This window comes from Paenibacillus sp. J22R67 (assembly GCF_059692175.1).
In genome coordinates, this window is sequence record NZ_JCAUAX010000001.1 from 1,307,514 (window position 1) to 1,333,382 (window position 25,869).

A 25,869-nucleotide genomic window follows, 5' to 3' on the forward strand; every position below is an offset into this window, starting at 1 on the left:
TTCCCTCCTAAAACTGTATCCGGAACGTTCTAATCTCATAAGGCTCAATATCACACTGAACGCTGCCTTGACCACTCATCCCTTCACCTGAAAGAGGATATTCAAGCATATCCGTCTCCTGCCAATGGAATTCGGACCAATCGCTTGCAAGTCTCATCGTGCCCCTTGCACCGCCAAATTCATGCAATCGAACAATGAATCCCACGCCATCCTCAGCTAGCTTAACTGCATCTATACACACATGATCCGCATCCAAGGTGAAAAGCGAACCTGAGTCCTTCACCGACAGCCCCGGGATCGCAGTCAAAGGACTATTTAAATGCCAGGCTGCTTGCACAGTTTGGCCTGCAAACCAATCACCGCGGTGCGGGTAGAGCGAATAGCTAAAAATATGCTCCCCTTGATCTGCCGTCGGATCCGGCACCATTGCGGACTTGATCAAAGTCAGCCTCATAATGTGATCTTTAATGTCATAACCATATTTGCAGTCATTCATTAAACTAATGCCATATCCTCTCTCGGATAGATCGGCCCACTGGTGCCCTACCGTTTCAAATCTCGCATAATCCCAGCTAGTGTTCCAATGCGTAGGTCTCTTTACATTCCCGAACTGAATATCGTAAGTGGCTTCTGTCGCCCTAATATCAACTGGAAAAGCAACCTTCAGCAGCTGGCGCTGCTCATGCCAGTCAACCTTCGAGTCGAAATCGACTCGAAGGCTGTCAGCGTAAAGGACCATCTTCTGGGTCAATTCAGAGTCCATATACGTCCAGGAGAACTGAACGACTGCGCGTAATGGCCCCATTTCAATTATTTGGATCTGTCTGCAATCGTCGATAACTCTTCTCTTTTCTAAGTAGTAAAGATCGATATCCCATGCCTCATGCCGACTTTTCGGTTTATCCTCGAATACTTCGAACACATTCCCATTTTCACTAGACTTCAGCACTTCTCTCGCTGCCTGCTTATCGTAAATTTGAGTAAGCTGACCGTGATCGTTCCACTTTACAATATAAAAAGGCGTTTCAATCCCTTGCTCTAGACGATTAAAGGGAACACCTTCCGCCTTCGCTACCTCGAATGCGGAGGTTTTCTCAAAGCGAATTGCTACAAAGCCCATGGAAGGCACATTTGTCAAATAAACGAGCCAGCCCTCCTCAGTCCGCTGAGATGGGCAAATCTCTCCTGAATCTCGCAGCCATCGCCCTTGATCCGGAACTTGCGCAGCAGGGATCAAAACATGATCATTCCGAGTCCACGAAGCGCTGTTGAATACTGTCCAAGTATCTTCCTCCGGCTTTAAGACAGAGAGCGCCGCTTCATCTCTGATTCGATCAGCAATCGTAAGAGCATCGTTATATTCCACACGGCTATCCTCGTAAACTTCTTTAATCGAAGAACCTGGGATAATATCGTGGAATTGGTTACGCAAAATGATTTTCCAGCCTTGAGCCAAGTCTGGCGACGGCATAAAGGCGTGATCACAAACGCCGCCCAGAACCTGCATGAATTCGGTATCCCTATACAATAACTCGAGCTTGCGATTCATCCGTTTATTGTACGCCTGACTCGTATAAGTCCCTCGGTGCAGCTCCAAGTATAGCTCGCCGTCCCACGTATGCACATACTGGTCACTTTCTCGAATCGTTTGCTCGAGCTCGGCAAAATACTGATCTGCTCTTCCTGTCGTCACTTGCGGAAGTCCTGGCAGCTCGGACAATCTCCGGCGCATTTCCAGCATCTCGCGGTTGACGCCGCCTCCGCCATCTCCATATCCATAAGCAAGCAGCAGCTTTTGGTTAATCCCTTTATCACGGTATCCGTTCCATATCCCTTGAATGGACTCCGCAGTGATACCCCCGTTATACGTGTAGAAGAACGCCCCGTTTTCCATCCGTCCTGGATCAGGTGTCGTGATGAAATGCGTGATGATTTCAGAACCGTCAATACCACGCCACATAAATGTATCGTTAGGCATCCGATTATATTGGTTCCAACTGATTTTGGTCGTCATAAACGTGCTGATACCGCTTTTCTTTAGAATCTGTGGCAGCGACCAGCTGTATCCGAACACGTCGGGCAACCACAGATAGGTACAGTTCACCCCAAATTCCTTCTGCAGAAACCGCGTTCCATATAAAATATGCCGAACCAATGATTCGCCCGACGACAAATTGCAATCCGCTTCCAGCCACATTGCTCCTCCAGCTTCCCATTGTCCTGCAGCAACCCTCTGACGAATTTGCTCATATAGTTCAGGGTAATCCTTCTGCATGTACTCATAGAGCTGGGGCTGGGTTTGGAGAAATACATAATCCGGGTATTGTTCCATTAAACGAAGCACCGTGGAGAAGGACCGGGCGGCTTTCTCCCTCGTATGCTCCAGTCTCCACAGCCATGCGACATCAATATGTGTATGGCCGATGCATTGCACGATGACAGCGTGCGTTTTCGGCTCTTGCTGCAGCTGCTCGCGTAATCGGTCTGCAGCCTCCTGAACGGATTCATAGAAAGCTTCCGATCCGGGCCTCGACCAGTCCAGGCATAGAAAGGCGCGATCCAGCAATTTTAATAAGGTTTGATACTCAGAGCGGTTTTCATCCAACACCTTTAATGCTTGCAAAATAGCTTTTGCCGTAAAATATAGATCATCTGCCTGTTCATCCAGCCAGCATAACTCCAATCGATCAATTGTATAGTCAATCGGCGTAGTAGCCGGATTGTAGCCGTTTAATCCCGTCCACATCCGAAAGCGTAAAGAGGCGGTCGTACCCGTGAGACTCTGATCTAGAAAAACCTCCTGATGGTTCGTATCCAGTCCCTGATAAGGAGTGCCGTTAACGAACAACAGGGATTCGAATCCGCTAATTCCCCCTCTGCCGCTTACCCCCATGTTGAAAAAGCCCAACACTTTACGTCCTTTCCATTCCTCTGGAATTCCGACATCGGCTGCCAACCAAAAATATTTATCATATCCCTGCCAGCTTTCTCGATGAGCAATCGGTCTCCACTCGCCGTCTTCATCCGGATAAAGGCCGACTTGGGTCTGGCTCTCCTCTTTGATCCGTAGACCATCTAAAGGAAGTTTGTCCCGATACCTGAACGGCTCCAGCTCCAGCAAACGCTTCTCCAGCTTCTCAATTGTAAAAAACATAGAGATTCCTCCATTCATGATTGCGGCCAATCCCATTCTTTCAGATCGTCGCTCCAGGCAATTCCGATGCAAGCATGCGTATCGAAAATCGTCTGTTCATTTTCCGGTCCGCTTCCGTGGAAAAACATAAGAAATTTGCCCACCCCACTGAGTTCTCTGCAGTCCAAAACGAACCCTGCAGTAATTCTTCCGCGCGCCCAATCCCATTGCTGCTGCCCAAGCGTGAGTAAAGGACCTTCGTGCGTCCAATTTTTTAAGTCTGGAGAATTCATGATCCCGATGCCGTTTTCTGGCGAATGAAGCATGACGTACTGATTATTCATGTTCAAGATACAGACGTTTTCACCAGCTTGTTCATTGCCATAATAAGTCCAGTGCTTAAGATCATACGAATAAGACATACTAACGCCATTCTGCTTATAGAAGCAAAACCATTTTCCCGGTTCATCCTTGCTTTCGATCAAATAAGGATCAATCATGCGCCCCATATCTTTCACAGGAACGTGATCCCCTTTTAATTGAAGCAACTCCGGCTCCGACCAATGGTCAAGATCCGAGCTTTCCATCGTCCAAATCCGCGAGCTTGCATTCCCGTACTTTTCTCCATTTGGCCTAGGGTATGTCTGGAGACACATGATCCATTTATTCTGACATCGGATTACATTGCCTGGACTCGAAAAGTTCAAACGGCGGTCTCTAGGTGTTAACAGCCTGGATTCGCTCCAGTTCACCAGATCCTCGCTTTGGCTCATTGCCGTATACATATAGGTCCCGCCATCGGCTTCAGTTTCTACCCTAGTATAGTAGAGCCGAAATACTCCATCATGATAAATAGCTGTCGGATCGCGATAAGCGATTTGCTCACTGCCCTGTAGAAGAACAGGCCACTGTAGGTTTGCCAAATTAATGCGAGTCATTTTCATTCCTCCAAAGGCCTAATTCTTAATTGGTCATCGAACTCCACTCGTAATATGCCAGGTCTCTCCCTAATCGGCGCATTCGCGTTATTTCCGAAGAACGAGCTCCACCACTGGCCTTCCTTATCTTGAAAAAACATATTATGCCCCCCGTGCGTAATCGCCAGATATCGCTCTCCATAAGGTCCGTATAGGTGCTCGGAGCTAGCTACATAGCAATGATAATCCCCGTCAAGGAAATCCGCTCCCGCCAGATGGTAAAGACCATGCGCCTTAAACAAGAATGTCCCTTCAAACCCAACATGCTCGGCATTAGCTGGACTTAGTAGACGAAACGGTTCTGCAAGGGCTGTCATATCGTTATTCATCCGGGCAATTTTACCGTTATCACATAAGAAGTACACCTTGCCGTCCTCATCTTCAAAAAGGGAGGCATCGATGTACGGACTGAGAGGCGAATCGGAAAGAATATGATCGATATAGGGGCCTTCAGCAAGTCCGCTGACGCTTTTTAACAGTCCGTTGCCCACTCGTGGAATGCTGTACGTCAACCAATAGGTGTCTCTCAGATAATGAATCTCGGGTGCCCATAGCGGGCGGAACGGTGCACCGTCGCGCAGTTCGATCGGCTTCTGCCAAGTGCCGTCCCGATCTATGTTCCACACCGTGGAACGCTTTCGAGGTTCCGTAATAACTGGTGTCCACGTCTGCAAGTCTGCTGACTTCCAGATTTGAATGTCTCCCGTTACTGCCCACCAATCGGGGAAGCCGGTCGTTCCTGTGACGTAATAATTTCCGTCTCCGCCCAAACAAATCGATGTATCGCGAAGCGGATAATCAAATAATAGCCTTAGCTGACTAGTAGAAGGTATCATTTCCATGGCGTCCTATCCTTTTCCGTTGTATTATGAAAAATCCGCCGATGTTTCGGCGGATTTAAAATAACATCAACTATTTACCGCCACTTTTGTTATAGTCAGCAGTGTATTCCTCGACGATTTTGTCGCCGCCGCCAGAACGCCATTTGGCAACAGCCGCTTCCCAGCCCTTATCGTCCAATTCCCCCAAGACGAATTTGACTTGCGCGTCGGTAATAGCTTTCTTCAAATCTGCGCCTTTTTGGGTGTTGGTATCGGAGAGCAGAGAGGAGCTGAGGTCGACTACACCGATTTTAGTGTTGTCTGTAAACGATTTATCGATCTTTTGCTCAATTGGTGTTTTCTCAATTTTGACACCTGCGTATGGATCGCCCCATCTAAAATTTTGCCAATCCTCTGAACCTTTCGAACCGGCGACCTTTTTGGCGGTTGCGCCTTCCATTTTGTAGTCGGCTCCTTCCAGGCCAGCATTGATCAAAGACAACATTGGTTCATCGCCCATTTTATCTAGGAACCCTAGAATTTGCTTCAGTTTCGTTTCATCCTTCACACTTGATTTTGGGATCGCAATCAGTGAGTCGTAACCGGTCGTTCCCCTTACGCGCTGTCCCTGCGGCCCGTCGAAGTTTTGTGTGACATCCACCACAACCTTAGGATCCTGCTTGATCATATCGATATGCCGACCGTAGCCGTCATCCATAACAGAGAAATAGATACCCGCTTTTCCTTGATTGAAATAATCATATTTCTTGGCAATCGGGAAATCCGCCGCAATGATTTTTTCATTTACCATTTTCTTATACAAATCGAGTGCCGGCTTGAACTCTGGAGCCATGAAATCCGGGATCACCTTGCCGTCCTTTAAGCCCCATACGTTTGGACCTCCGTTATAAACAACCAATTGCTTCAGCAGTTCCATAGTCGCGTCTTCCTGGATACCGTATGTGTTCTTTTTACCGTCTTTATCGGGGTCATTCTCTGTAAAAGCTTTTGCCACTTTGTACAAGTCATCTACCGTCTTGGGCATTTGCAATCCTAAATTATCCAACCAATCCTTGCGAATAATCATGCCATAACGGGAAAGTACACGCTCCCGTGGAATACCGTACAGTTTTCCGCTGATACTCGCGTTTTTAACGGCAACAGGACTCATTTGGCTTAAATTTTTGTAGTCTTTCAAGTATGGCGTGAGCTCCCAGAATACACCTGACAGCTGCGCATTTAAGTTAGCGGAATCTTTCGTTTTCCTGATGAGGATTAGGTCCGGTAAATTTCCTGAAGCAATTGTTGCGCTTACTTTATCGTCATAGGCTGTTCCGGCACCCGGAACCCACGTAATATCTAACTTTGTATTCGTATGCTCCTCCATTTTTTTGAGAAAAGGACTATCCTTTTTAGGCGGCTCTGGGGCCTGTTGAATCATCATCACTTTCAATTCCAGAGGCTTAACCGGCGTGCCGGAAGGCTGCTGGGAGGACTGTAGCCCAGGGGATTCTTTCTGAGTTGAGCACGCTGCCAACATGGAAGCGGATAAACAAGTGATACAGGCAACTTTAAGCATTTTTACAGATTTGCGGGAAGTGTTTGTTTTCATACAAAATCTCCTCTTCTGTTTTTAATTTAGCCTTTCACTGACCCCAATAATGCACCTTTGGCGAAATGCTTTTGCAAAAACGGATAAACAATTAAGATGGGTAGCGTAGAGAGCACGATAACGGCCATCTTGATGGTTTCCGCTGGCGGTGGAACGAAATCCGCACCGAATTGCGAAGAATCCCCAATCCCCCCTTGTGCTAAGATTACGATTTGTCTTAACCACACCTGGATAGGCCAGTACGTGCTGTCATTGATATAAAGAATGGCGCTAAAATAAGCGTTCCAATGGCCTACTGCGTAAAATAGAGCAAGCGAAGCCAGCACCGGTGCTGATAACGGGAGTACGATGCGGAATAAAATGCCGATGTCGCTGCATCCATCAATCCGCGCCGCCTCCTCCAGCCCATCCGGAAGCTGCTGAAAAAAACTGCGCATAATAATTAAGTTAAATGCACTTATCAGTCCAGGCACAATCAGCGCAGCTGGACTATCCAAAAGTCCAGTCTCTTTAACAACTAGATATGTCGGAATCATTCCACCGCTGAATAGCATGGAGAATACAACCAACTTCATGAAGAAACCCACGCCCATTAAGTCTCTCTGAGCAAGCGGATACGCCATAAGTGCTGTAAAGAACAGATTCGCTAACGTTCCAATCAACGTAACGAGAATCGAAACGGCCAAGCTTGATAAGATTACGCTAGTTGATAAGATATATTGATAGCCAATAAGAGAAAATTTAGTCGGGATCAAAATAAAGCCCTTCTTGATGAGTTCCTCTGGAGCCGTTACAGAAGCCGCCAAAATATAGATAAACGGAATCACGCATGCAGCAGCGATTAGAATAAGTATCGAATATATCATGAAGTCGGCCATTCTGCCGGAAATCGTTCTACCCGTCATTGGTTTGCTCTCCTTTCATCAATAGATCCCTTCTTCACCAAACCGCTTCGCTAACCGGTTCGCAAGCACGACCAGAATAAGTCCAACAATCGATTTAAACATACCAACTGCGGTACTATAGCTGAATTTCCCTTGGGAGATCCCAGTGCTGTATACATAGGTATCGAATACTTCTCCCACATCACGATTCAATGGATTGACCATGAGGAAAATTTGTTCAAACCCCGAATCAAGGAAGCTGCCTATGCGCAAGATCAGTAGGATAATAATGGTGCCTCGGATTGCCGGTAGCGTGATGTGCCACATTTGCCGCCAACGGTTGGCACCATCGATTCGCGCAGCCTCATACAGCTGCGGATCGACGCCTGCCAGCGCTGCAAGAAAAATGATCGTACCCCAACCGGTTTCCTTCCAAATCACTTGAGAGGTAATGATGGTTCGAAACCAATCTTTGCTGAGCAAGAAATTAACAGGATCCTTTCCTACGCTAGATAACATGGTGTTTACAATGCCGCCCTCGGTAGAAAAGAACAAGAAGCTAATTCCGACAACAACGACCCAAGAAACAAAGTGCGGGATGTAAATAAGCGTCTGAACGAAACGTTTGAACATTTCTTTGCGTATTTCATTCAGCATTAAGGCAATTAATATCGGTAATGGGAAAAAGAATACAATGTTGTACACAGCCAGAACAAACGTATTTCGAAACAGCATCCAAAAAGCATCATCCGTAAAGAATGTTTCGAAATGCTTGAATCCGACCCATTTGCTACCAAAAAATCCTTGAAACGGCTGGTAGTCTTGAAAGGCAATTAACACTCCCCACATGGGGATATATTTATATATTAGAAAATATAACAGTCCCGGAAAAAGCATGAAATAAAACCAGCGTTGACGCTTGAGCCGCCTTACAAATGTACCATCCGCTGTAAACGCTTTCGATTGTTTGACGGTTTTGATCGTTTCCAAGTTTATCCCTCCCTATCCGTCCTGCTGATTGATTCCAATCGTACAGCAGTGACGGATTCCTGTCGACAATCCTGATGGCAGATTATGTGCGTAAACCCTGCTTAGATGCTGAATCGCAGCCATTAATCCTGCCAATAATCAAGTGGGCAGATCGAATAATCACTTCGGCATCCGATTTGCCGCAGCATAGTAATCTGGATTGGTTCCATCCGTAAAGCGGATGGCGGTTTCGGCTTGAGCAAAGTCGTTGCCTACAACAAACATACTCTGTGCGTCTACACGTTCCAATGACATAAAAGTATGTGTTCCCGGCTGCGCTTTGCAGTGCTCTACCGACAGATGACGGACATCTGTTAATTCAATAGCCGTTCCATCCTCCTGAGCGGGTGCGCCGTGGAACTGGAGCAACGACAGCTTTTCAATATATTGGCCATGAAGCGCCTGCTTCCAATGTCTATTTCTAGTACCATTCCAATCGACTTCAATATCCTGCAGAGAAATATTCGTACCGTACCGGCAGAAGATTGCCGGAATCGTATGGGCGAAGACGCCTCTAGCCGTAGGATTCGTATCAAATACGCCCCCTGGATACGGACTTCGCTGCTTCATCGTTAGCTTCATATTCCGGATAGCAATATTCTCAATCCGGCATTCTTCCGAGCCCTCTAAGTAAACGGCGTTTTCCCCCTCAGCCAAAATATGGTCAAAACGGATATTGCGAATGACCCCAGGTGTTCCAGCATCGAGTTCACGCCGGCGCTCTGCCGAAACAAAGATAGGCTCCCCTTTTCCCCACCATTTACGCTTACGCTGCTGCTCAAATTCGTCGCTGAATAGGCGAGTCTCCACGATAATATTGGAAAATAAAATATTTTCAATCGTTCCGCCATTCCTAGACCAAACACCCATTCCTCGATTTGAATTGCGTATAACGCAGTTCTGAAAAACAACGTTCCGGATATCAGCAAAAGTTTCCGTTCCAATTTTCAGCGCACAAGAACGTGAAATCAGCGTACAGTTCGTTACCGTTACATTCTCGCAAGCACCGTAATTCGCAGCACCATGCTTTGTCGTTTTTAACACGATGCAATCATCACCTGCTTCAATATGACAGTCGGAGATATGCACGTCACGGCAACTGTCCGGATCAATCCCATCGTTGTTCGGCCCACGGAGCTGACCGAGGATGGTGATGCCATGCACATTCACACGCTGGCATCCCGTCATATGAAGGCACCATGAGGAAGCATGAAATAAGGTGACCTCACGGAAAAGAACATCATAGCAGCCTTCCAGATCAATGAGTTTAGGACGGAACTCCTGCAGAGGCAGGAGCACATGATCGCCGTTCCCGTCATCTTCTTCCAGAAAGCGTGGACCCTGTCCGTCAATAATTCCAGGACCGGTTACAGAAATGTTATTCGCACTCCGAGCTGAGATCAGACCTCGCCTGCCGATGTGCGGATCGGGATCGAAATCTTGCTCTTCCATTGAAGAGATAATCCTTGCTGTTGCCTCCAAATGCAAGTTGACGTTCTGTTTTAACATGACTGTTCCTGTTAAATAATTGCCCTGCGGCACAATCACTGTTCCTCCGCCTTGTTCCGAGCATGTATCAATCGCTGCTTGAATACTCTTGGTATCTTTGGTTACGGCATCCCCGGCTGCACCGAAATCGCGTATGTTATATGATAATTTATTCATGGTTTCCTTCCTTCCATTTCAGTGGCGTTGGTCTAACTGTACGTTCCTTACCTATTCCTGTCGATAATCGGTACGGCAGGTATTAGCGAAAGTTTACACTAATAATCCTAGGAGCAGACGACATAATCATCGGAGCAGATTAGGAAAATAAAAGAACCTGATGGGGATCGGGGATCACCACCAGGTTCTTTTATCATTTATCTATGCTTTTCTCGATATTGGCCAGGCGTCATATCCTCCATTTTACGGAAGTACCTGATGAAATTTTGCGAGTTCTGGTAGTGGAGCTTTTCGGCAATTTCGCTTATTTTCAAATCGGTTTCTACGAGCCACTGCTTGGCTATTGTTAGGCGGTACTTGGATAGATAATCACTGAAGTTGGTGCCTGTTTCTTTACGGAAAACGGTTTTAATGTAATTCGGATGATAATTCAGACGAGACGCACACAGTTCCAGCGTCAAGGCTGAATCGAATTCCTCATGAATCATCTCCAGCATACGCTCTGAAATTTTCTGATTCCCGCTTTCCCATTTGTGGCGCAGCGAGACCATCATCGGTTCGATGACTTCCCGATAAAACCAAGCCTCGATCTCCTCTGCAGTTCGAAGTTCAAGCAGATGCTCCTGCAGAGGCTTACTTGTACCATGCAGAGAGTTCGTCGTTTCTCCGGCTTCTTGCCATTCCCGCAAAAGATCGATCAAAAGTCGCGTTAACACCATCTGAAGGTCATCGTACCGTGGATTATCCATGATTGCCTTTTGGATAAATTCCCTGAGCAGCTCTCTAGCTTTGTCCCGCGCCTCCATCTTAACAGCATCAATCAACTCTTTCTCCAGCCAATCTGGGTAGGCAGCGACAATTTGGGTATCGGGCAGTACATTATTAAATGGCAAAATGGCCTGAGCTCCGAAGCGTACCCTGTACTTAAGTGCCTCCAAGCTCTCCTTAAAAGCCTGATGGCTCTTATCAATATCCGGATATGGCCTGCTGATGCCAATACTAATCTTAAGACCCAAAATCTCATCTACTGTCTTTTGAATCTGTTCCGCATAGGCATACATTTGCATATCGAAATCCTGCCCGGACAGGCCGCCGCCCCGGCATATCGTCAACTGGTTGTCTACCATGACGACAGGTTCAAGCCGGCGACTAGGAGGAATAAGCTCGCTGGTCATATTGTTTATCGCAAAAAGGAGCAAATCCACATCTTGCTCACTGTATCTTGTGTTTTCGAGCGTATCAATTTCAACTGCAAGCACAGCGAAAAGATCAGGCAACGGGTCATAAGCAAACTGGATCCACCTCTCACGTGTTTCACTTGGCCTACCTTCTCCTTGCAAAAGCCGGCGAATAAAAAACGCTTCCAATTGCTTGGAATGAATACGAAGTTGATCCTTCATATGATTCTGTGAGGTTCGCAGATGATGAATTTGTTCACCGATAAACTGAAACTCATCCTTGCCCTGCCGCTTATCGGCAGCGTCGTCGCCTGCGGCTGCAGAGAAGATACGACGAACTGGCATATACATTTGCTTGGAGCCAATTAACGCCATTAGTAAGATGAGGGTAAACGTCCCCATCGAAATATAGAAGGTGTACCAGCCTATCGAACGGGAATCTTTTGTGATGTCATTCAATGATGAAAAAGACATATAATACCAGTCATTATAATCAGATTTCGTAAAGTTTACGCCAATCATTTTTTGATTCACTTTTAAAGTAAAATAACCACGGTGAGGATCGGCATTATCCGGAATCATTTCCACGGCCTGCTTCAACTCAGCACTTGATTTCAGAACACTACCGGAAGGCTGGGTCAAAGGTATAAACTTATTGTCCAGGATAACGGTCTCGCGCTCCTGTGACTCATTAAAGACCAGCTTTTCCAATTTACTGCGTGACAGCTCTCCAATAATTAATCCAGAGCTTATTGTTCTATTAATCGGAAGTTTTTTGACAAGCCGAACGCCTGACGTCACTGCTTCCTCGGCATCGTTTGCAGGTGTGCCTGCAGCAGCAACAGTTGTAAATGTACGCCAGAACGATTTTTCCGTTGATTTTGCATATTCTAGGATACTATCTTTCATTGTTGATTCATCTAATGTGCTGTAACCTTGATTGGATAATACCCATCCATGTTGCTGGTTTACTACATAAACATCATGAATTCCCAGCTCATAAGGCTGCATTTTATTTAAGCCAACAGAAAGTTCGTTCATCAGCACAAAATTGTTTGGTGAAAACGGCGTCTGCAAAGCTTCATTCACCGTTGATGTGGAGATGTACTGAGTCATCAAATTCTCAAACAATTGAAGAACCTGCTCTACGTTCAACTGAGTTTGCTGCAGAAGCTGCATATTACTATCATTGACTTTTTCTTGTACGCTATCTTTTGCACGCATATAAGATAGACTCCCCAAAACTACCACGGGAATCGTTCCAATCAGTAACGTTAGTAAAAGTAGACGAATCCAATACTTCGATGATATAAGTTTGAACATAGGCGGTACACTCCTTCATTCATCAAAAAGGCAATAAAAAACAAGGAGCGATAAAACGATCCTCGGGTGGTGGTTGATTGCAGTAGGTATAGTAAAGATATTCGTTAGGATTATTTCAATTCCTTCCCTAAACGCGATAGGATTACTCAAGATGGTGAGAGCCGGCGTAATCTACTCGTATCCTCCCAAGGTCCTTTTATATAGACAATTTATTAACCTTATACACTTTTGTATATAGAATGTCTTTAAAAAGAGAAAACTCCGCTTCTGTGAGAGATTGAGGGTAACTCATAATCTTGAGCGGCAAATCAGCCTGCCCATTCTGAAGAGGAGGCTGCACATATTCGAAATGATTGAAATGAAAACCCAATCGTTTATAAAAGCTTACTCTCCGTTGCGCTATGTCCGTAGCTGGGAGTTCCACTTCCAATAGAATGGGCTTTAGTGACTCACCGATATACGCTTTCATTAATTTTCCTCCTAGACCGCTTCCCCGTACGGCCGGATCAACAGCAATGTGCTCGACAAAATGAAATAAAGGAAATTCCCATACAGCAACAAAAGCAATCATATTGTTGCTGCTATCCATTTCAGTAATAAGACGATAGTGAGGATCAGATAACAATTCCTTCTGTCCAGCATAAGTTCTACGTTCATTTTCCGGAAATGAAGTCATCATAATCGCGAAAATTTTATCAAATTCACTGTCGTACATAGTCAGATTCCCCCTCATACTAGCGTATTGCACTATTAAACATAATAACATTCACATTTCCAAAATGAAAAACAGTGCAATGGATATGCTTATGAATAGAAGATCACATCCGATCATTTTCTACCCAGTTCCTTATCCTGTTCACCTTACGAATCCTAAGAAAATCTTTAGAATGAGGAAGAGTCAATCAATCAGGAGGTCGAACATGAAAAAACTAACTCTAATCTCTACAGCATTACTAGCAACCACAGTGCTTGTCTCCGCATGCGGGAATGGAGAACAAGCTGCTACTACAGATAACGGTACAACTGGCGGGAAAGTAAAGCTTACCATTTGGCACAACTGGTCTGGTCAAGATGCGAAAGCTGTCGCTATGCGTAAAATTCTTGATGATTTCCAAGCTCAAAATAAAAATATCGAATTGGAAATTGAAGGTCTGCCTACAGACGGTTTGAAAACTCGTTTGAAAACAGTTGCAGCAGCGAATGAAATGCCAGACTTGTTCGTTATGTGGCCAGACGCTATGACGAAAGAATTCGTTAGCGGTAACCTGCTTCAACCGATCAACGAGTTCTTGGACAGCAAGCCAGAGTGGAAAAATAATTTCATTCCAGGTGCTTTTGATGGATATACCGTAGATAACAAGGTCTATTCCGTACCTATGAACCTATCTCCAACATCCTTTATCTACTACAACAAAGCCATTCTTGATCAATACCATGTCTCTGTTCCAAAAACGTGGGATGAGCTTATGGCTGCTGTGAAGACGTTTAACGATAACAAAATCATCCCAATCGCGCTGGGCAACAAAGCAAACTGGGCCGTACAATCCACCATTTTCAGCGGACTTGCTGACCGCATGACTGGTTCCGATTGGTTCCTTAAAGCGGCTAATCAAGAGGGCGTGGAGTTTACAGATCCAGAATTTATTCAATCCTTGAAAAAGCTGCAAGAGCTAAGCAACGCGAAAGCTTTCCAAGACGGCTTCAACAGTATTGATCAAAATCAAATGAGACAGCTGTACTATCAAGGAAAAGCAGCTATGTTCATCGATGGTGGCTGGGCAATGGCTGACGTAGTTCAGAACGCACCTAAAGATGTGCTTGGCAACACGCATATCGCTTTAATGCCTTCCGTTGCTGGTGGAAAAGGTGATCCTCAATCCACTTCAGGTGTTGTTGGTACAGGTCTTGGCGTAAGCAAGAAACTTACTGGCGCGAAAAAAGAAGCAGCTCAGAAATTATTCTACGCACTATCTGGTCCTGAAGGACAGCAAGCAACATTGAACAGCTCCACATTAGTTAGTTACAAAATCGAGCTTGATCCTTCCAAAGCAAATCCGTTATTCGTAGAACTCAACGATTTGATGAAAACCACGAAAATCACCCCGGTCTACGATGCTAAATTAAGCTCTGCTGCCGTTGAGGTCATCAACAACGGGCTGCAAGAGCTACTAATGGGTGGAAACGCCGAAGCAATTGCTAAGAAAATTCAAGACTCGCAAGCTGCTTCACTAGGTAAATAATACAAGATAGCACATCCAGCCCTCCACGTCTGTGGCAGGGCTGGCTAATTTCATACATGAAGGAAGTGAGAATGATGAATGCAGCTTACGTACGCAGGTTCGTATTTATGAGCCTTGCCCCTGCGATTTTAGTTTACGCCTTATTTGTGTTTGTCCCTGTCATCTGGTCAGGATACTATAGCTTTTTCGACTGGAAAGGAATTGGCGCGGCCAAATTTATCGGTTTGAAAAACTATGTAGAAATTATTCATGATCCTATTTTTTGGACATCCTTAAAGAACAACCTTATTTTTCTAGTTGTCGCTGTCTTCGGTCAGCTTCCTGTAGCACTTATCCTGGCAATTCTGCTGCACAAAAGCAACGCGCTGCAACGGTTCATCCGTTCTGCCGTCTTCGTTCCGATGGTCATGTCATCCGTCGTTATCGGGATGATCTGGCAATATATTTATCATCCACAAATCGGTATTCTGAACCTGCTGCTTGATAAACTTGGTTTAGCATCCTGGAAGCTGCAATGGTTATCTGATTCTAAGATTGCGATTTTTGCTTTAGCCCCTCCTCTCATTTGGAGTTTTGTCGGTCTCTATCTCATTATTTTCATTTCCGCGTTTCAGAATATTCCTGGTGAAATCCATGATGCTACTCAGATCGATGGTGCTGAAGGCGCACGCAAGTTATTTTCAGTTACCCTGCCGATGATGTGGAGCACCGTACAAATTGCCATTATCTTATGTATCTCTGGAAGCTTGAAATCTTTTGATCTCGTGTATGTGATGACCAAGGGCGGACCTGCTCATGCGACTGAGCTGCTCGCTACGTATATGTATAATTCGACCTTTTCGTCGTACCGATATGGATTTGGTAGTGCCATTTCGACAACAATCGTCTTGATCAGTCTTATTTTCATTGGTATTAGCCAATGGGCAACAAGTCGTAAATCCAAAGTATAGTGAAAGGAGGAAGCTGACTATGTCTTCTATTCCAATTCAAGTAAAATCAACTGCGACAACTCGCAAGTTTTCATTTCGTTTATGGAAACAAGGTGCACTCTGGACGTTCCTGACTCTCTATGCGGTCCTCACGTTGTATCCCTTGTTTTGGCTCGTTATTTCCTCATTTAAAACGAATAGCGAATTCTTTAACCATCCGTTCGGCTTGCCCCAAGCATGGAAGTTTTCTAACTATGTAACTGCATGGCAAGCGTCCAAAATGAGTACCGCTTTTCTCAATTCGGTCATTGTATCGCTGGTCTCACTGGCACTCACGTTGTTTTTGAGTTCCCTAGCGGCTTATGTTCTCGCCCGACTCAAATTCCGTTTCAAAGGTATTATCCTTGCTTTTTTCGTCATTGGAATGCTGATTCCTATTCATAGTACACTAGTTCCTTTGTTTATTCTCATGAAGCAAATCGGACTTCTGAATACGTATTGGGCACTCATACTGCCTTACACCGCTTTCGCATTACCGACAGCTATCTTCGTACTTACCGCTTATTTGGCTTCTGTGCCAAAAGAAATAGAAGAAGCAGCCTATATTGATGGCACTAAGCTTTGGGGTGTATTTTGGCGCATCATGTTACCTATCTCCTTGCCAGCACTATCGACGGTTGTCATCTTAAGCTTCCTGCATTTCTGGAACGATTTTTCGTTCGCACTTGTTTTTATTAGCAAAAGCAGCTTAAAAACGTTACCATTAAGTATTGCAAATTTCGCGGACGGCTACCAAACCGATTATGGCTTAACACTCGCCGCTATGACAATCGCTGTTGTTCCTACAATCGCTGTGTACTTGGCTTTCCAAGAGCAAGTTATGAAAGGGATGACCGCGGGAGCAGTGAAAGGTTAGTTGACTTCTAGCATCCAGACAACGAGTAAGGAGATGACACATGTTGCGCAAGTGGTTTGGCTATTCCTTACAGCGCAAGCTATCCTTCATTATGCTTGTAACAACATTAATCCCCCTCTTGTTTCTGGGCACCTTCGCTTTCACGACGTCTTCGGATATTACCCAAGATAAAGCCCAGCAAGCAGGCTTGAATTCGCTCGCTCAAATGGACGCCAAATTTAAGTTCATCTTGAAGGATGTTGAGAATATATCCATTTTCCTCATCGGCCAGCGTGATATTCAATCGTATTTGAAGCGAACCGATGAGAACTTGGATGCGCAAGCACAAATCCTCGGGCTCATGACAAATCTAGTGTACACCAAGGATTACATTTCCAATATCACCCTATATCCAAGCAATAACACGACGCCTCTTTCCACAACCACGATCTACAAATCGTGTTTGGATCAAGAGATCACAATGAAACAGATTACGGACAAGCTGTGGACTGGCTTATATCACATCGAAAATTATTTGGGGGATCGACAAGTATTTTCCTTCGTACGTCCCATCCGTGGTTTGAATACCTACGAGACACTTGGCTGGCTATCCATCAGTGTGGATGAACAAGTCTTGTCGCGCATTTGGTCCAATCCGCAGCTTGCTGATGGTTATGGTCAAGTCGCTTTGCTGAATGAACGAAATGAAGTCATGTCCTCCACTTCCAAAGGCTGGCTCTCACAAGAGGCAGATACCTTGTTTCCTGGCTTAAACGAACGCATTCACGGTCATTCTCTCGGCGTTTGGACTTCAGGAATGGGGGCATCCCAGATGAGCATTTTGTTTTATCGGGAGCCTATGCTCAACTGGACAATCGTCGGCATTATACCATCGAAGCTGTATAGCGCTCAGAATCGGTATATTTTGCAATTAACAGCCATAGCCGTTGCGCTTTCCGTCCTTACGAATGTTTTACTTACAGTTTTCGTTATTCGCAAGGTTACGACGCCTCTTGGGTCCTTAACTCGCTTACTATCGACCATAAATCCGGATGAACCTTTGCCGTATTACCCGGTGTATACAACCGATGAAATTGGTCGCCTTGCTGGCAGCTACAATTTGTTAAGCACCCATATCGAGGTCTTAAAAAAGCAGCTCATCCACAATGAAACGCGCAAAAAAGAAGCCGATATGCGTGCCTTGCAAGCACAGATTAATCCGCATTTTCTATACAACACATTGTCGTCGATCCATTGGATCGCTTTGCTCAGTGAAGAAAATCGCATCGCTGAGATGGTAGGCGCGTTAAGTGACTTTTTACGCTTCAGCTTGAATAAAGGCAAAGAATATTGCACGGTCTCGCAGGAGCTAGCCCATATTCGTAATTATGTTCAAGTGCAATCGATTCGTTTTCCCGATGAGTTTACGGTTGATTATGTGGTTGATGCCCGTTTAAGTGATTCCTTCATGCTGAAATTGCTGCTTCAACCCTTGGTTGAAAATGCGATGATTCATGGCATACAAATGAAAGAACAGCCTGGCACCATCTCCATCTATGTCGAGCAGAAGGGTCATATGATGTATTTCAAAGTGATGGATGATGGTATTGGGATGTCTTCAGAGCGGTTGAATGAGGTCTTGGACAGTTTATACCCTGCCGAGGGAACGATAGGAAGCGATGCCAGTTACGGATTGCGTAATGTGCATGAACGCTTACAGCTGCATTATGGGCTTGAGTCGGGGATTAAGATTGAGAGCCGATTGGATGAAGGAACCTGTGTGTCATTTTCGATCCCAGTTTTGGAGGATAACCATGAAAATCTTGATCGTTGATGATGAAGTCATCATCCGGACGGGCTTGGCCAAAGTCATTAATTGGAAAGAAATCGGAATCGAATTGCTTAAACCGGCCGTTTCTGCTGAAGAGGCGATTCGTCGCATACCCGAGGAACGTCCTCATATTCTTTTGACAGATATCCGAATGAAGCACATGAATGGCTTAGAATTAGCTCAAAAGGCCAAAGAGTTCCTACCAGACATCGAGACAATTATCTTATCTGGGTACGATGATTTTATGTATACACAGCAAGCGATTCGACAAGGTGTCAGCGACTATCTTTTGAAATCTAGCCGACCAGAAGAAATTATGAAAACCGTCCTCCAAGTAAAACAGCGCATTGAGGATAAATGGAAATATCTCAACCAGGATATCTATAAGAACAAAGAAGTTCGCAATCGTTTGTTTGAGCGTTGGATTATTGAAGGCGAATCCGCGGCTGTCGATGAGGACATGCTGCCCGATTATCTCCCTCTTTTATTTATCACACATGACCATGTTCAACCTAAATTTCAAACCTACGTGGTTACCGCGGAAGGCTGGGGAGCAACCTCCTCCGAAACCTCCCTGTTGCTGTTCGCTGTGGACAACATGCTGCATGATATCTTGCAATGTGAAACCTTGATCTACAGACAGCGAATTGTCGTGGCGCTTCCGAAAACAAGTGCATCTGACTTCTTCGATCATCCCGATTCTGCCAAGCAAAAAATCGAGCGTCTGCTCAAATGCAAAGTCAGTATCTCTGTCGGCGAGGTCGTTTATCAGCAGTCGGATTTATATAAATCCTATGTCACTGCTGATTATGCTTTCAGCTATAAGCATCATTTGGAGGAATCCATCCTGATTTACTCGGACATCGTTCAACGTAAAGGCGGCAAAACCGTCTGTACTCATGAGGAAGAGCTGGAGCTCTCTTCGATTTTGCTGGAAGATGACTCCGTCGCTTTGAAGAACTGGGTTCAACGTTATTTGCAATCGGAACTAAGCGACCCGCACATGACGATCGAATCGCTTGAATCCTTGGTCCGCTCTGCTGCCCTCTCCGCACATCGTTGGCTAGAACGTGTGTTGACAGCAACGGGGCGTCTTGGAGCGCTCGATGATGTAAATATCGCCTTCGTCGTCAAACGAGATATCGTGCTGAAAGACGCGTTGTTTCAATATCTGTTGACAATCATGGAGTTGTACCATCATCGATTAGGTGAGGGGGGGGCTACCCATACACAGAAAGCAATGGCCTTCATCCATGAGAATTTGGGGAAAGATGTTGGCTTACAGCAAGTTGCTAAACATGTGCATCTGCATCCGAATCATTTGAGCGAAGTTTTTAAAAAGGAAGCTGGGATTACGTTTGGTGACTATGTGACACGGCAAAAGATTAAGCGTGCCATGGAAATTCTAACCGTCTCGCCTGCCAAAATCGCCGATGTCGCAAGTTCAGTCGGTTTCGAAGATATCAAATATTTCAGTCAAGTATTCAAGAAATTCACTGGCAAAACACCGAGTGAGTTCCGGGAGGAAGCAGTGCTTCATCCTGCTGCTCAACCTCCAAAATTTTAAAAAATCATGGTGTAAGAGGAGAAATGACAGATGGAATTATCAGGATTATGGCGTCTGCAGCAGTTCGAAGTAGGTCAAGCTAGACCCCTCGATGTAGCTGCAGCATGGTTAGACGATCGTTTCTGGATTACAGCTAAGGTTCCTGGGGATGTCCATTCCGCACTTATTGAGCGAGACTTGATCGAGAATCCTTATTTCGGTCATAATGATGCGAAAAGCCGATGGATCGAGCAAAAAGAATGGTGGTACCGCCACTCCTTCCATTATTCGTTAGGGGATGCGAAAGACGAGAAAGAAAAGCACGAACTGACCTTCGAGGGTCTTGATACATTTACTACGATTTACGTGAATGGGAAGGAAATCGGGACAACCAGCAACATGCTCATGGCCCATACCTTTGATGTAACTCGCGTTATTCAAGACGGCAAAAATTCAATTGCTGTTAAATTTGATCCTTTACATCTACACAATAAGGACAAAGAATTGTTCCAATGGTCCTCTTATACCAAGGAGCGCCCTTGGTTGCGCAAAGCAGCGATGAATTTCGGCTGGGACTGGGGTCCACGCATGGTCACAGTGGGGATCTGGGGCAAGGTATTTATTGAACGTTACCGCCGCGCGAAGCTGGACAGCGTTTTTGCTCGGACACGTACAATTAGCGCAACCCAGGCTGAAATCCAAGTCGATGTCGATGTTACAACCCTTCGCAAAGGTGTACAGAAGTCATGTGACATTCGTTTAATTGATGCGGCTGGACAAGTTGTTGCGGCTACGCAAGGGAATGTACAAACATCCGGCTCATTTACTTTACAGGTCGCCGATCCTCAACTTTGGTGGACACATGACTTAGGCAAGCCTTATTTGTATGAGCTTGAAGTGATTCTGCATGCGGATGGCGAACAAGTCGATTCGTATCGCAAATCGATTGGTATCCGTACAATCGAACTGCAGTTACTCGATAATAAGGGTCAGAATGCCTTTGCTTTTGTGCTCAATGGCGTGAAACTTTTCGCAAAGGGCACGAACTGGATTCCCGCGGATCATTTCATCGGAAGCATCCCTGATCAACGTTACAGAGATCTAATTGATTTATCGGTTACTTCCAATCAGAACATGCTTCGCGTGTGGGCAGGCGGCATCTATGAGAAGGATGTCTTCTATGAAGAGTGCGATAAACGCGGCGTTCTGGTTTGGCAGGACTTTGCCTTTGCTAACGCGTTGTTCCCTGATTTTAACCGTGACTTCATGGATAATGTCCGTAACGAGGTTATTTACAACATCAAGCGCTTGCGCAATTATACCTCCCTGGCCCTCTGGTGTGGGAATAATGAAATAGATTGGTTGTATGATATGAAATCCGCTGGCGGTGACATCAACTGTCCGTTCTACGGAGAAATCATTTACCACGAGTTGATTCCAGATGCATTGGAACTGCTCGATGACAGTCGTGCATACTGGCCATCTTCCCCTTTTGGCGGCAATGATGCCAACGATCCCGATGTCGGTGACCGCCATAACTGGCAGGTATGGCATGGTTCCGTGTATCCCCGTCAATTTGGTGATGTACCGTTGCTTGATTACAGTATTCAAGGTGTTACGTTCAAAAACTACAAAAAAGACTTCACTCTTTTCAGTAGTGAATTCGGTATGCATGCTTCAGCCAATCGTTACACGCTAGAGAAGAACATTCCAAATGGCCAATTTTTCTGGAACAGTGTTGAAATGGCTTATCGTAATAAAGATACGAATCACCAAAAAGGTATTCTGCTCATGGAGGGATATACCGGTATTCCGACAAACATAGAAGAGTATATGAATTTCTCCATGCTGACACAAGCGGAAGGCCTGAAGTATGGCATTGAACATTATCGTCGGAACAAACATCGCACGAGTGGATCACTCATCTGGCAATTGAACGATAGCTGGCCAGGTACAAGCTGGTCGCTAATTGATTATGAATTGCTGCCGAAGGCTTCGTTCTACTATGCTACGAAGTTCTATCACCCTCTGTTGCTCTCGATCGATCATGAGCCTGGGCAGGATTTAGCGGTTTGGGCCGTCAACGATACTTTATCTGCCTTAAAAGGACAGGTTCACGTGTCTGTCTATAACTTCTCTGGTGAGCAATTATTCACGCATGCTTTCGAAGCTGCTGTCGGGGCAAACACTGCGATCCAATTAGGACGTTTGCCAGAAGCTGCCGTCTTAAATGGGGCACTTCCCGAGCAGGTTGTTGTCCGCGTGCACACGACAGACTGGGCTGCGCCTGATAATCTCCATTATCTGCGCGATCAGAAGGACCTTCAATTCCCTGCGACTTCACTCAGCGTAAATATCGATGCAGATACGCAAGCTGTGCATATCACTGCTAATGGTGCACATGCGCGGATGGTAAAGTTGGACCTCCCGCAGGGGAATATCCGCTTCAGCGACAACTTCTTCGATCTACGCGCGGGCGAGCAAGTGACCGTGTATATCAGTGACCCCACTGGGGACAGGGTTGATTTAAGTAAGTTGAGTGTAACTGCAATCAATTCATAATAACGGCTTAGGAGCCTGCTTAGCGCCACGTTGGAATTGCAACAGTTAATAGCGTGCCGCTTTCGGCAGCTTCAAGACGCCTCCTTAAGTTTTAGCATAAGATAACTTGGTACCCATACAAACAGGTAAACAAAGCAGGTCGCTATTGCGCCTGCTTTGTTTACCTGTTTGTATGCAGCAATCGTATATAAACATGGTCATTGTTCCTGAAATATGAACGCTTGGAGCACCTATTAAGTAACCAATATATGGCATCGTAATCTTCGTCACTATCGCTCCATTGATATTCTAATCCTTCGTTTCCTCTCAGGACCATATGTTTGTGACAACTTACTGCAGCAGTCCCGCAGATTTCAGCCAATTCTCTGCCACATCGCGCGCCTGGCGTCCTTCAAGATCCACATTGGCGTTCAATTCGGACATTACTTTTTCATCTAGTTTGCCTGCTAGCAGATTTAGGGTCTGTTCTAGCTCCGGATGAGCCTTCAACGTATCCATGCGAATGATAGGAACAGCGTAATAGGGTGGGAAATACTGCTTGTCGTCTGCGAGAACGAACAGATGAAATGCTGGAATGCGTCCATCTGTGGAGAAGGCATCGTTAACGTCGACCGTTCCGTCTCTAACGGCAGCATAGGTAATGCCGGGATCCAAGCCTTTCGTTTCCTTGAAGTTTATACGGTAAGTGGTTTGCAGGCCTTTGTACCCATCTGGCCTTTCCAGAAACTCGTGCGTGGCTCCAAGAACCAGACCAGGCGCTTGTCTTGACAATTCCGAAAAAGAAGTAATACCGAGTTGCTGAGCCTTGTCGCTTCTCATTGCCAACGTATAGGTGTTGTTGAAACCAAATGGCTGCAGCCAAGTGACATTGAATTGTTGTTCGTAAGCCTTCTTTACTTTTTGGTAGGTTAGCTCGGGATTTCCGCCGATCGGTTGCTCCTTAAGCACAGCTGTCAATCCAGTTCCGGTGTATTCCGGATACAAATCGATATCCCCACCAATAAGAGCGCTGTGAGTGACCTCCGAACCTCCCAGATACGTTTTGCGAACGACCTTCAAATCAGTCTTTGCTTCAATCAGAGATGCCATCATATGCACCAAGATATCCTGTTCAGTGAAGTTTTTACCGCCTACGACTACGGTACTTGCTCCATTGGACTGCCCTAACCGCGTTACTAAACTGGCTATCAATACCAAAACCAACAATGAGCATAGCGCGATTTCCAAACCTCTGATCAGCTTCGGCTTCCGCGTATCTTTACGGACTCCGCGAGGAGTAAGCGCCCTCTCCATCCGTCCTAAAAAGTAATCGAACAGTAACGCCATGAGTGCAGCTGGAATCGTACCGGCCAATATTAGTTCCGTATTGACAGTGGAAATACCGCGGAAAATCAAATCTCCGAGTCCACCAGCCCCAATCAACGAGGCCAGCGTTGCGACACCAATAATCATGACCGTTGCCGTCCGGATGCCCGCCATAATGACATTTAGTGCCAGCGGAAGTTCCACCTTCAACATCACCTGCATGCTCGTCATGCCCATGCCAATACCAGCTTCCTTGATCGGCTTTTCTACATTCATGATTCCCGTATAAGTGTTCCTGAGAATCGGAAGCAGGGCATACACCGTCAAGGCCACGATAGCCGGAGCAAAGCCGATGCCGAGGATAGGAATCATGAAACCCAGCAAGGCCAGACTAGGGATAGTTTGGAACAGGGAGGCTACCCCGATGACAGGCGAAGCCAATTTGGGCAACCTGGTTAACAACAGACCTGTGGGGATCGAAATTACGATCGCAATGATCAACGCAATCAGAGATATCTGGATGTGTTCCAATGTGGCACGTAGGATATCTTCTTTTCGGTTTAAAAATACTTCCCAGAGATTCATAGTTGCCCCCACATTAGAGTTGTTTTAACAAAGCGTTAATTAAACTTGAATTCGTGACCAACCCTGCAATTTGCCCGTGTTGATTAATGATGGGTAAGCTATTTATACCGTGCAGCTTCATGATCTCCACGGCTTCCGCAACCCCTGTCCCGAGGGGAACGGAGGGAGTATTGGTTCTCATAATATTCTCAAGAATAAGATCCTCTTGTTGAAACTGTTCTTCCAGTATCTCTTTCGTGACAATGCCTTTTAAAACTCGATTCTTATCAATCACAAGTAGCCCGTTTACGCGGTGTTTTCTCATCAGCTTCGCTGCGTAAGCCAATCCTCTCGTGAGATAGACCGTAACCGGATTGGTCAGCATCACATCTTCGACTGTCAGTTTCTCCGAATATGTTAACCGTTCTTCCCCGATAAAGGTACGGACGAAATCGTTAAGAGGGCGTCTGATGAGCCGTTCCGGAGTATCTGCTTGGACGATCTCCCCGTTTTGCATAAGTACAATGCGGTCGGCTATCTTCAACGCCTCGTCCATATCGTGTGAGACGAAGACAATCGTCTTCCTAACTTCCTCCTGCAGCCGAAGCAGTTCATCTTGAAGCTGTTCTCTGCTGATGGGATCAAGCGCACTGAACGGCTCATCCATCAAAATAATGGAAGGTTCCGCTGCCATAGCGCGAATGACGCCGATTCTTTGCTGCTGCCCCCCGCTTAACTCGGCAGGATAACGGTTCTTGTAGAAACTTGGATCGAGACCTACCATATCCATCAACTCGTCGGTTCTTCGTTCATAGTCGCGTTTGTCCATTTTCTTCAATCTCGGTACGATTTCTACGTTATCCTTGATTTTCATATGCGGAAATAGGCCGATATGCTGAATGACATATCCGATATTTCTACGGAGTTCGATCGGATTTATTTTCGAAATATCTTGCCCGTCGACCAAAATATTGCCCGAAGTGGGTTCAACCAGACGATTGATCATTTTCATAGTCGTTGTTTTCCCGCACCCGCTCGGTCCGATCAAAGTGACTAACTCGCCTTCTTTTATTTCCAAATTGATTCCATTCAGCGCTGTAGCGCCATCCTTGTATTTTTTCACGACGTTGTTGAACTGTATCAAGAAAGACACCCCTATTTCCGATTTCTTCACGAATAGGTAAACTTTGATCTTATGATGTCCAAAAACTTACTCCTAATGTATGGGAATGTCTTTATTGATTGCAACTTGATAGTTTGATTCACTTGCTTTGCGTTGAACATTAGTAGTGCCCGTTGAATCGAGTGTTACATCAACGGCAGAAAGGACTGCTTATACAGCAGCCCTCTTTGCGGTCTAACCTTTATATCAGCT

General features: G+C 45.6%; 17 protein-coding genes. 6 read left to right on the forward strand and 11 right to left on the reverse strand.

Annotation, left to right across the window (positions count from 1 at the left end; translation table 11 throughout):
- Positions 1–7 precede the first annotated feature (7 nt).
- The 9 genes from AC58VC_RS05745 to AC58VC_RS05785 all read right to left on the reverse strand — a co-directional run bounded on the left by AC58VC_RS05745 (position 8) and on the right by AC58VC_RS05785 (position 13,337).
- Positions 8–3,154: an alpha-mannosidase gene (locus AC58VC_RS05745; RefSeq protein WP_497367848.1), complete on the reverse strand. Its 3,147-nt coding sequence runs from the start codon at positions 3,152–3,154 to the stop codon at positions 8–10.
- Positions 3,155–3,168: 14 nt separating this feature from the next.
- Positions 3,169–4,071, reverse strand: a complete 903-nt coding sequence (locus tag AC58VC_RS05750) for a glycoside hydrolase family protein (protein WP_497367849.1) — start codon at positions 4,069–4,071, stop codon at positions 3,169–3,171.
- A gap of 2 nt (positions 4,072–4,073) precedes the next feature.
- Positions 4,074–4,952 carry a family 43 glycosylhydrolase gene (locus tag AC58VC_RS05755; RefSeq protein WP_497367850.1) on the reverse strand — a complete coding sequence of 293 codons (879 nt, stop codon included), beginning with the start codon at positions 4,950–4,952 and terminating at the stop codon, positions 4,074–4,076.
- Positions 4,953–5,022: 70 nt separating this feature from the next.
- The gene (locus AC58VC_RS05760; RefSeq protein WP_497367851.1) at positions 5,023–6,543 is read right to left on the reverse strand and encodes an extracellular solute-binding protein; all 1,521 of its coding nucleotides are present in this window, start codon (positions 6,541–6,543) and stop codon (positions 5,023–5,025) included.
- Between the two features lie 26 nt (positions 6,544–6,569).
- On the reverse strand, positions 6,570–7,448 hold the full coding sequence (locus tag AC58VC_RS05765; protein ID WP_497367852.1) for a carbohydrate ABC transporter permease: 879 nt from the start codon (positions 7,446–7,448) through the stop codon (positions 6,570–6,572).
- A gap of 18 nt (positions 7,449–7,466) precedes the next feature.
- Complete coding sequence (locus AC58VC_RS05770; RefSeq protein ID WP_497367916.1) at positions 7,467–8,324, reverse strand: ABC transporter permease; 858 nt, start codon at positions 8,322–8,324, stop codon at positions 7,467–7,469.
- Positions 8,325–8,576: 252 nt separating this feature from the next.
- Complete coding sequence (locus tag AC58VC_RS05775) at positions 8,577–10,121, reverse strand: glycoside hydrolase family 28 protein (RefSeq protein WP_497367853.1); 1,545 nt, start codon at positions 10,119–10,121, stop codon at positions 8,577–8,579.
- Between the two features lie 197 nt (positions 10,122–10,318).
- Positions 10,319–12,622: a helix-turn-helix domain-containing protein gene (locus tag AC58VC_RS05780; protein WP_497367854.1), complete on the reverse strand. Its 2,304-nt coding sequence runs from the start codon at positions 12,620–12,622 to the stop codon at positions 10,319–10,321.
- A gap of 196 nt (positions 12,623–12,818) precedes the next feature.
- Positions 12,819–13,337, reverse strand: coding sequence for a GNAT family N-acetyltransferase (locus tag AC58VC_RS05785; RefSeq protein ID WP_497367855.1), 519 nt, complete (start codon positions 13,335–13,337; stop codon positions 12,819–12,821).
- Between the two features lie 205 nt (positions 13,338–13,542).
- Here AC58VC_RS05785 and AC58VC_RS05790 point away from each other — a divergent pair, with 205 nt between their 5' ends.
- From AC58VC_RS05790 to AC58VC_RS05815, 6 genes are all read left to right on the forward strand, one after another.
- Positions 13,543–14,862, forward strand: coding sequence for an extracellular solute-binding protein (locus AC58VC_RS05790; RefSeq protein ID WP_497367856.1), 1,320 nt, complete (start codon positions 13,543–13,545; stop codon positions 14,860–14,862).
- Positions 14,863–14,936: 74 nt separating this feature from the next.
- Positions 14,937–15,812 carry a carbohydrate ABC transporter permease gene (locus AC58VC_RS05795; protein WP_497367917.1) on the forward strand — a complete coding sequence of 292 codons (876 nt, stop codon included), beginning with the start codon at positions 14,937–14,939 and terminating at the stop codon, positions 15,810–15,812.
- Between the two features lie 19 nt (positions 15,813–15,831).
- Positions 15,832–16,707: a carbohydrate ABC transporter permease gene (locus AC58VC_RS05800; RefSeq protein ID WP_497367857.1), complete on the forward strand. Its 876-nt coding sequence runs from the start codon at positions 15,832–15,834 to the stop codon at positions 16,705–16,707.
- Between the two features lie 40 nt (positions 16,708–16,747).
- Positions 16,748–18,520: a sensor histidine kinase gene (locus AC58VC_RS05805; protein WP_497367858.1), complete on the forward strand. Its 1,773-nt coding sequence runs from the start codon at positions 16,748–16,750 to the stop codon at positions 18,518–18,520.
- A complete protein-coding gene (locus AC58VC_RS05810) occupies positions 18,501–20,084 on the forward strand; it encodes a response regulator (protein ID WP_497367859.1) in 1,584 nt (527 codons plus the stop codon). The genes AC58VC_RS05805 and AC58VC_RS05810 overlap by 20 nt, the downstream gene beginning before the upstream one ends.
- Positions 20,085–20,114: 30 nt before the next feature.
- On the forward strand, positions 20,115–22,625 hold the full coding sequence (locus tag AC58VC_RS05815) for a beta-mannosidase (protein WP_497367860.1): 2,511 nt from the start codon (positions 20,115–20,117) through the stop codon (positions 22,623–22,625).
- Between the two features lie 330 nt (positions 22,626–22,955).
- On the opposite strand, the gene AC58VC_RS05820 is transcribed toward AC58VC_RS05815, so the two are convergent.
- Both AC58VC_RS05820 and AC58VC_RS05825 read right to left on the reverse strand, forming a co-directional pair.
- Positions 22,956–24,515: a glycine betaine ABC transporter substrate-binding protein gene (locus AC58VC_RS05820; protein WP_497367861.1), complete on the reverse strand. Its 1,560-nt coding sequence runs from the start codon at positions 24,513–24,515 to the stop codon at positions 22,956–22,958.
- 13 nt (positions 24,516–24,528) lie between these two features.
- Positions 24,529–25,638: a betaine/proline/choline family ABC transporter ATP-binding protein gene (locus AC58VC_RS05825; RefSeq protein WP_497367862.1), complete on the reverse strand. Its 1,110-nt coding sequence runs from the start codon at positions 25,636–25,638 to the stop codon at positions 24,529–24,531.
- Between the last annotated feature and the right edge of the window lie 231 nt (positions 25,639–25,869).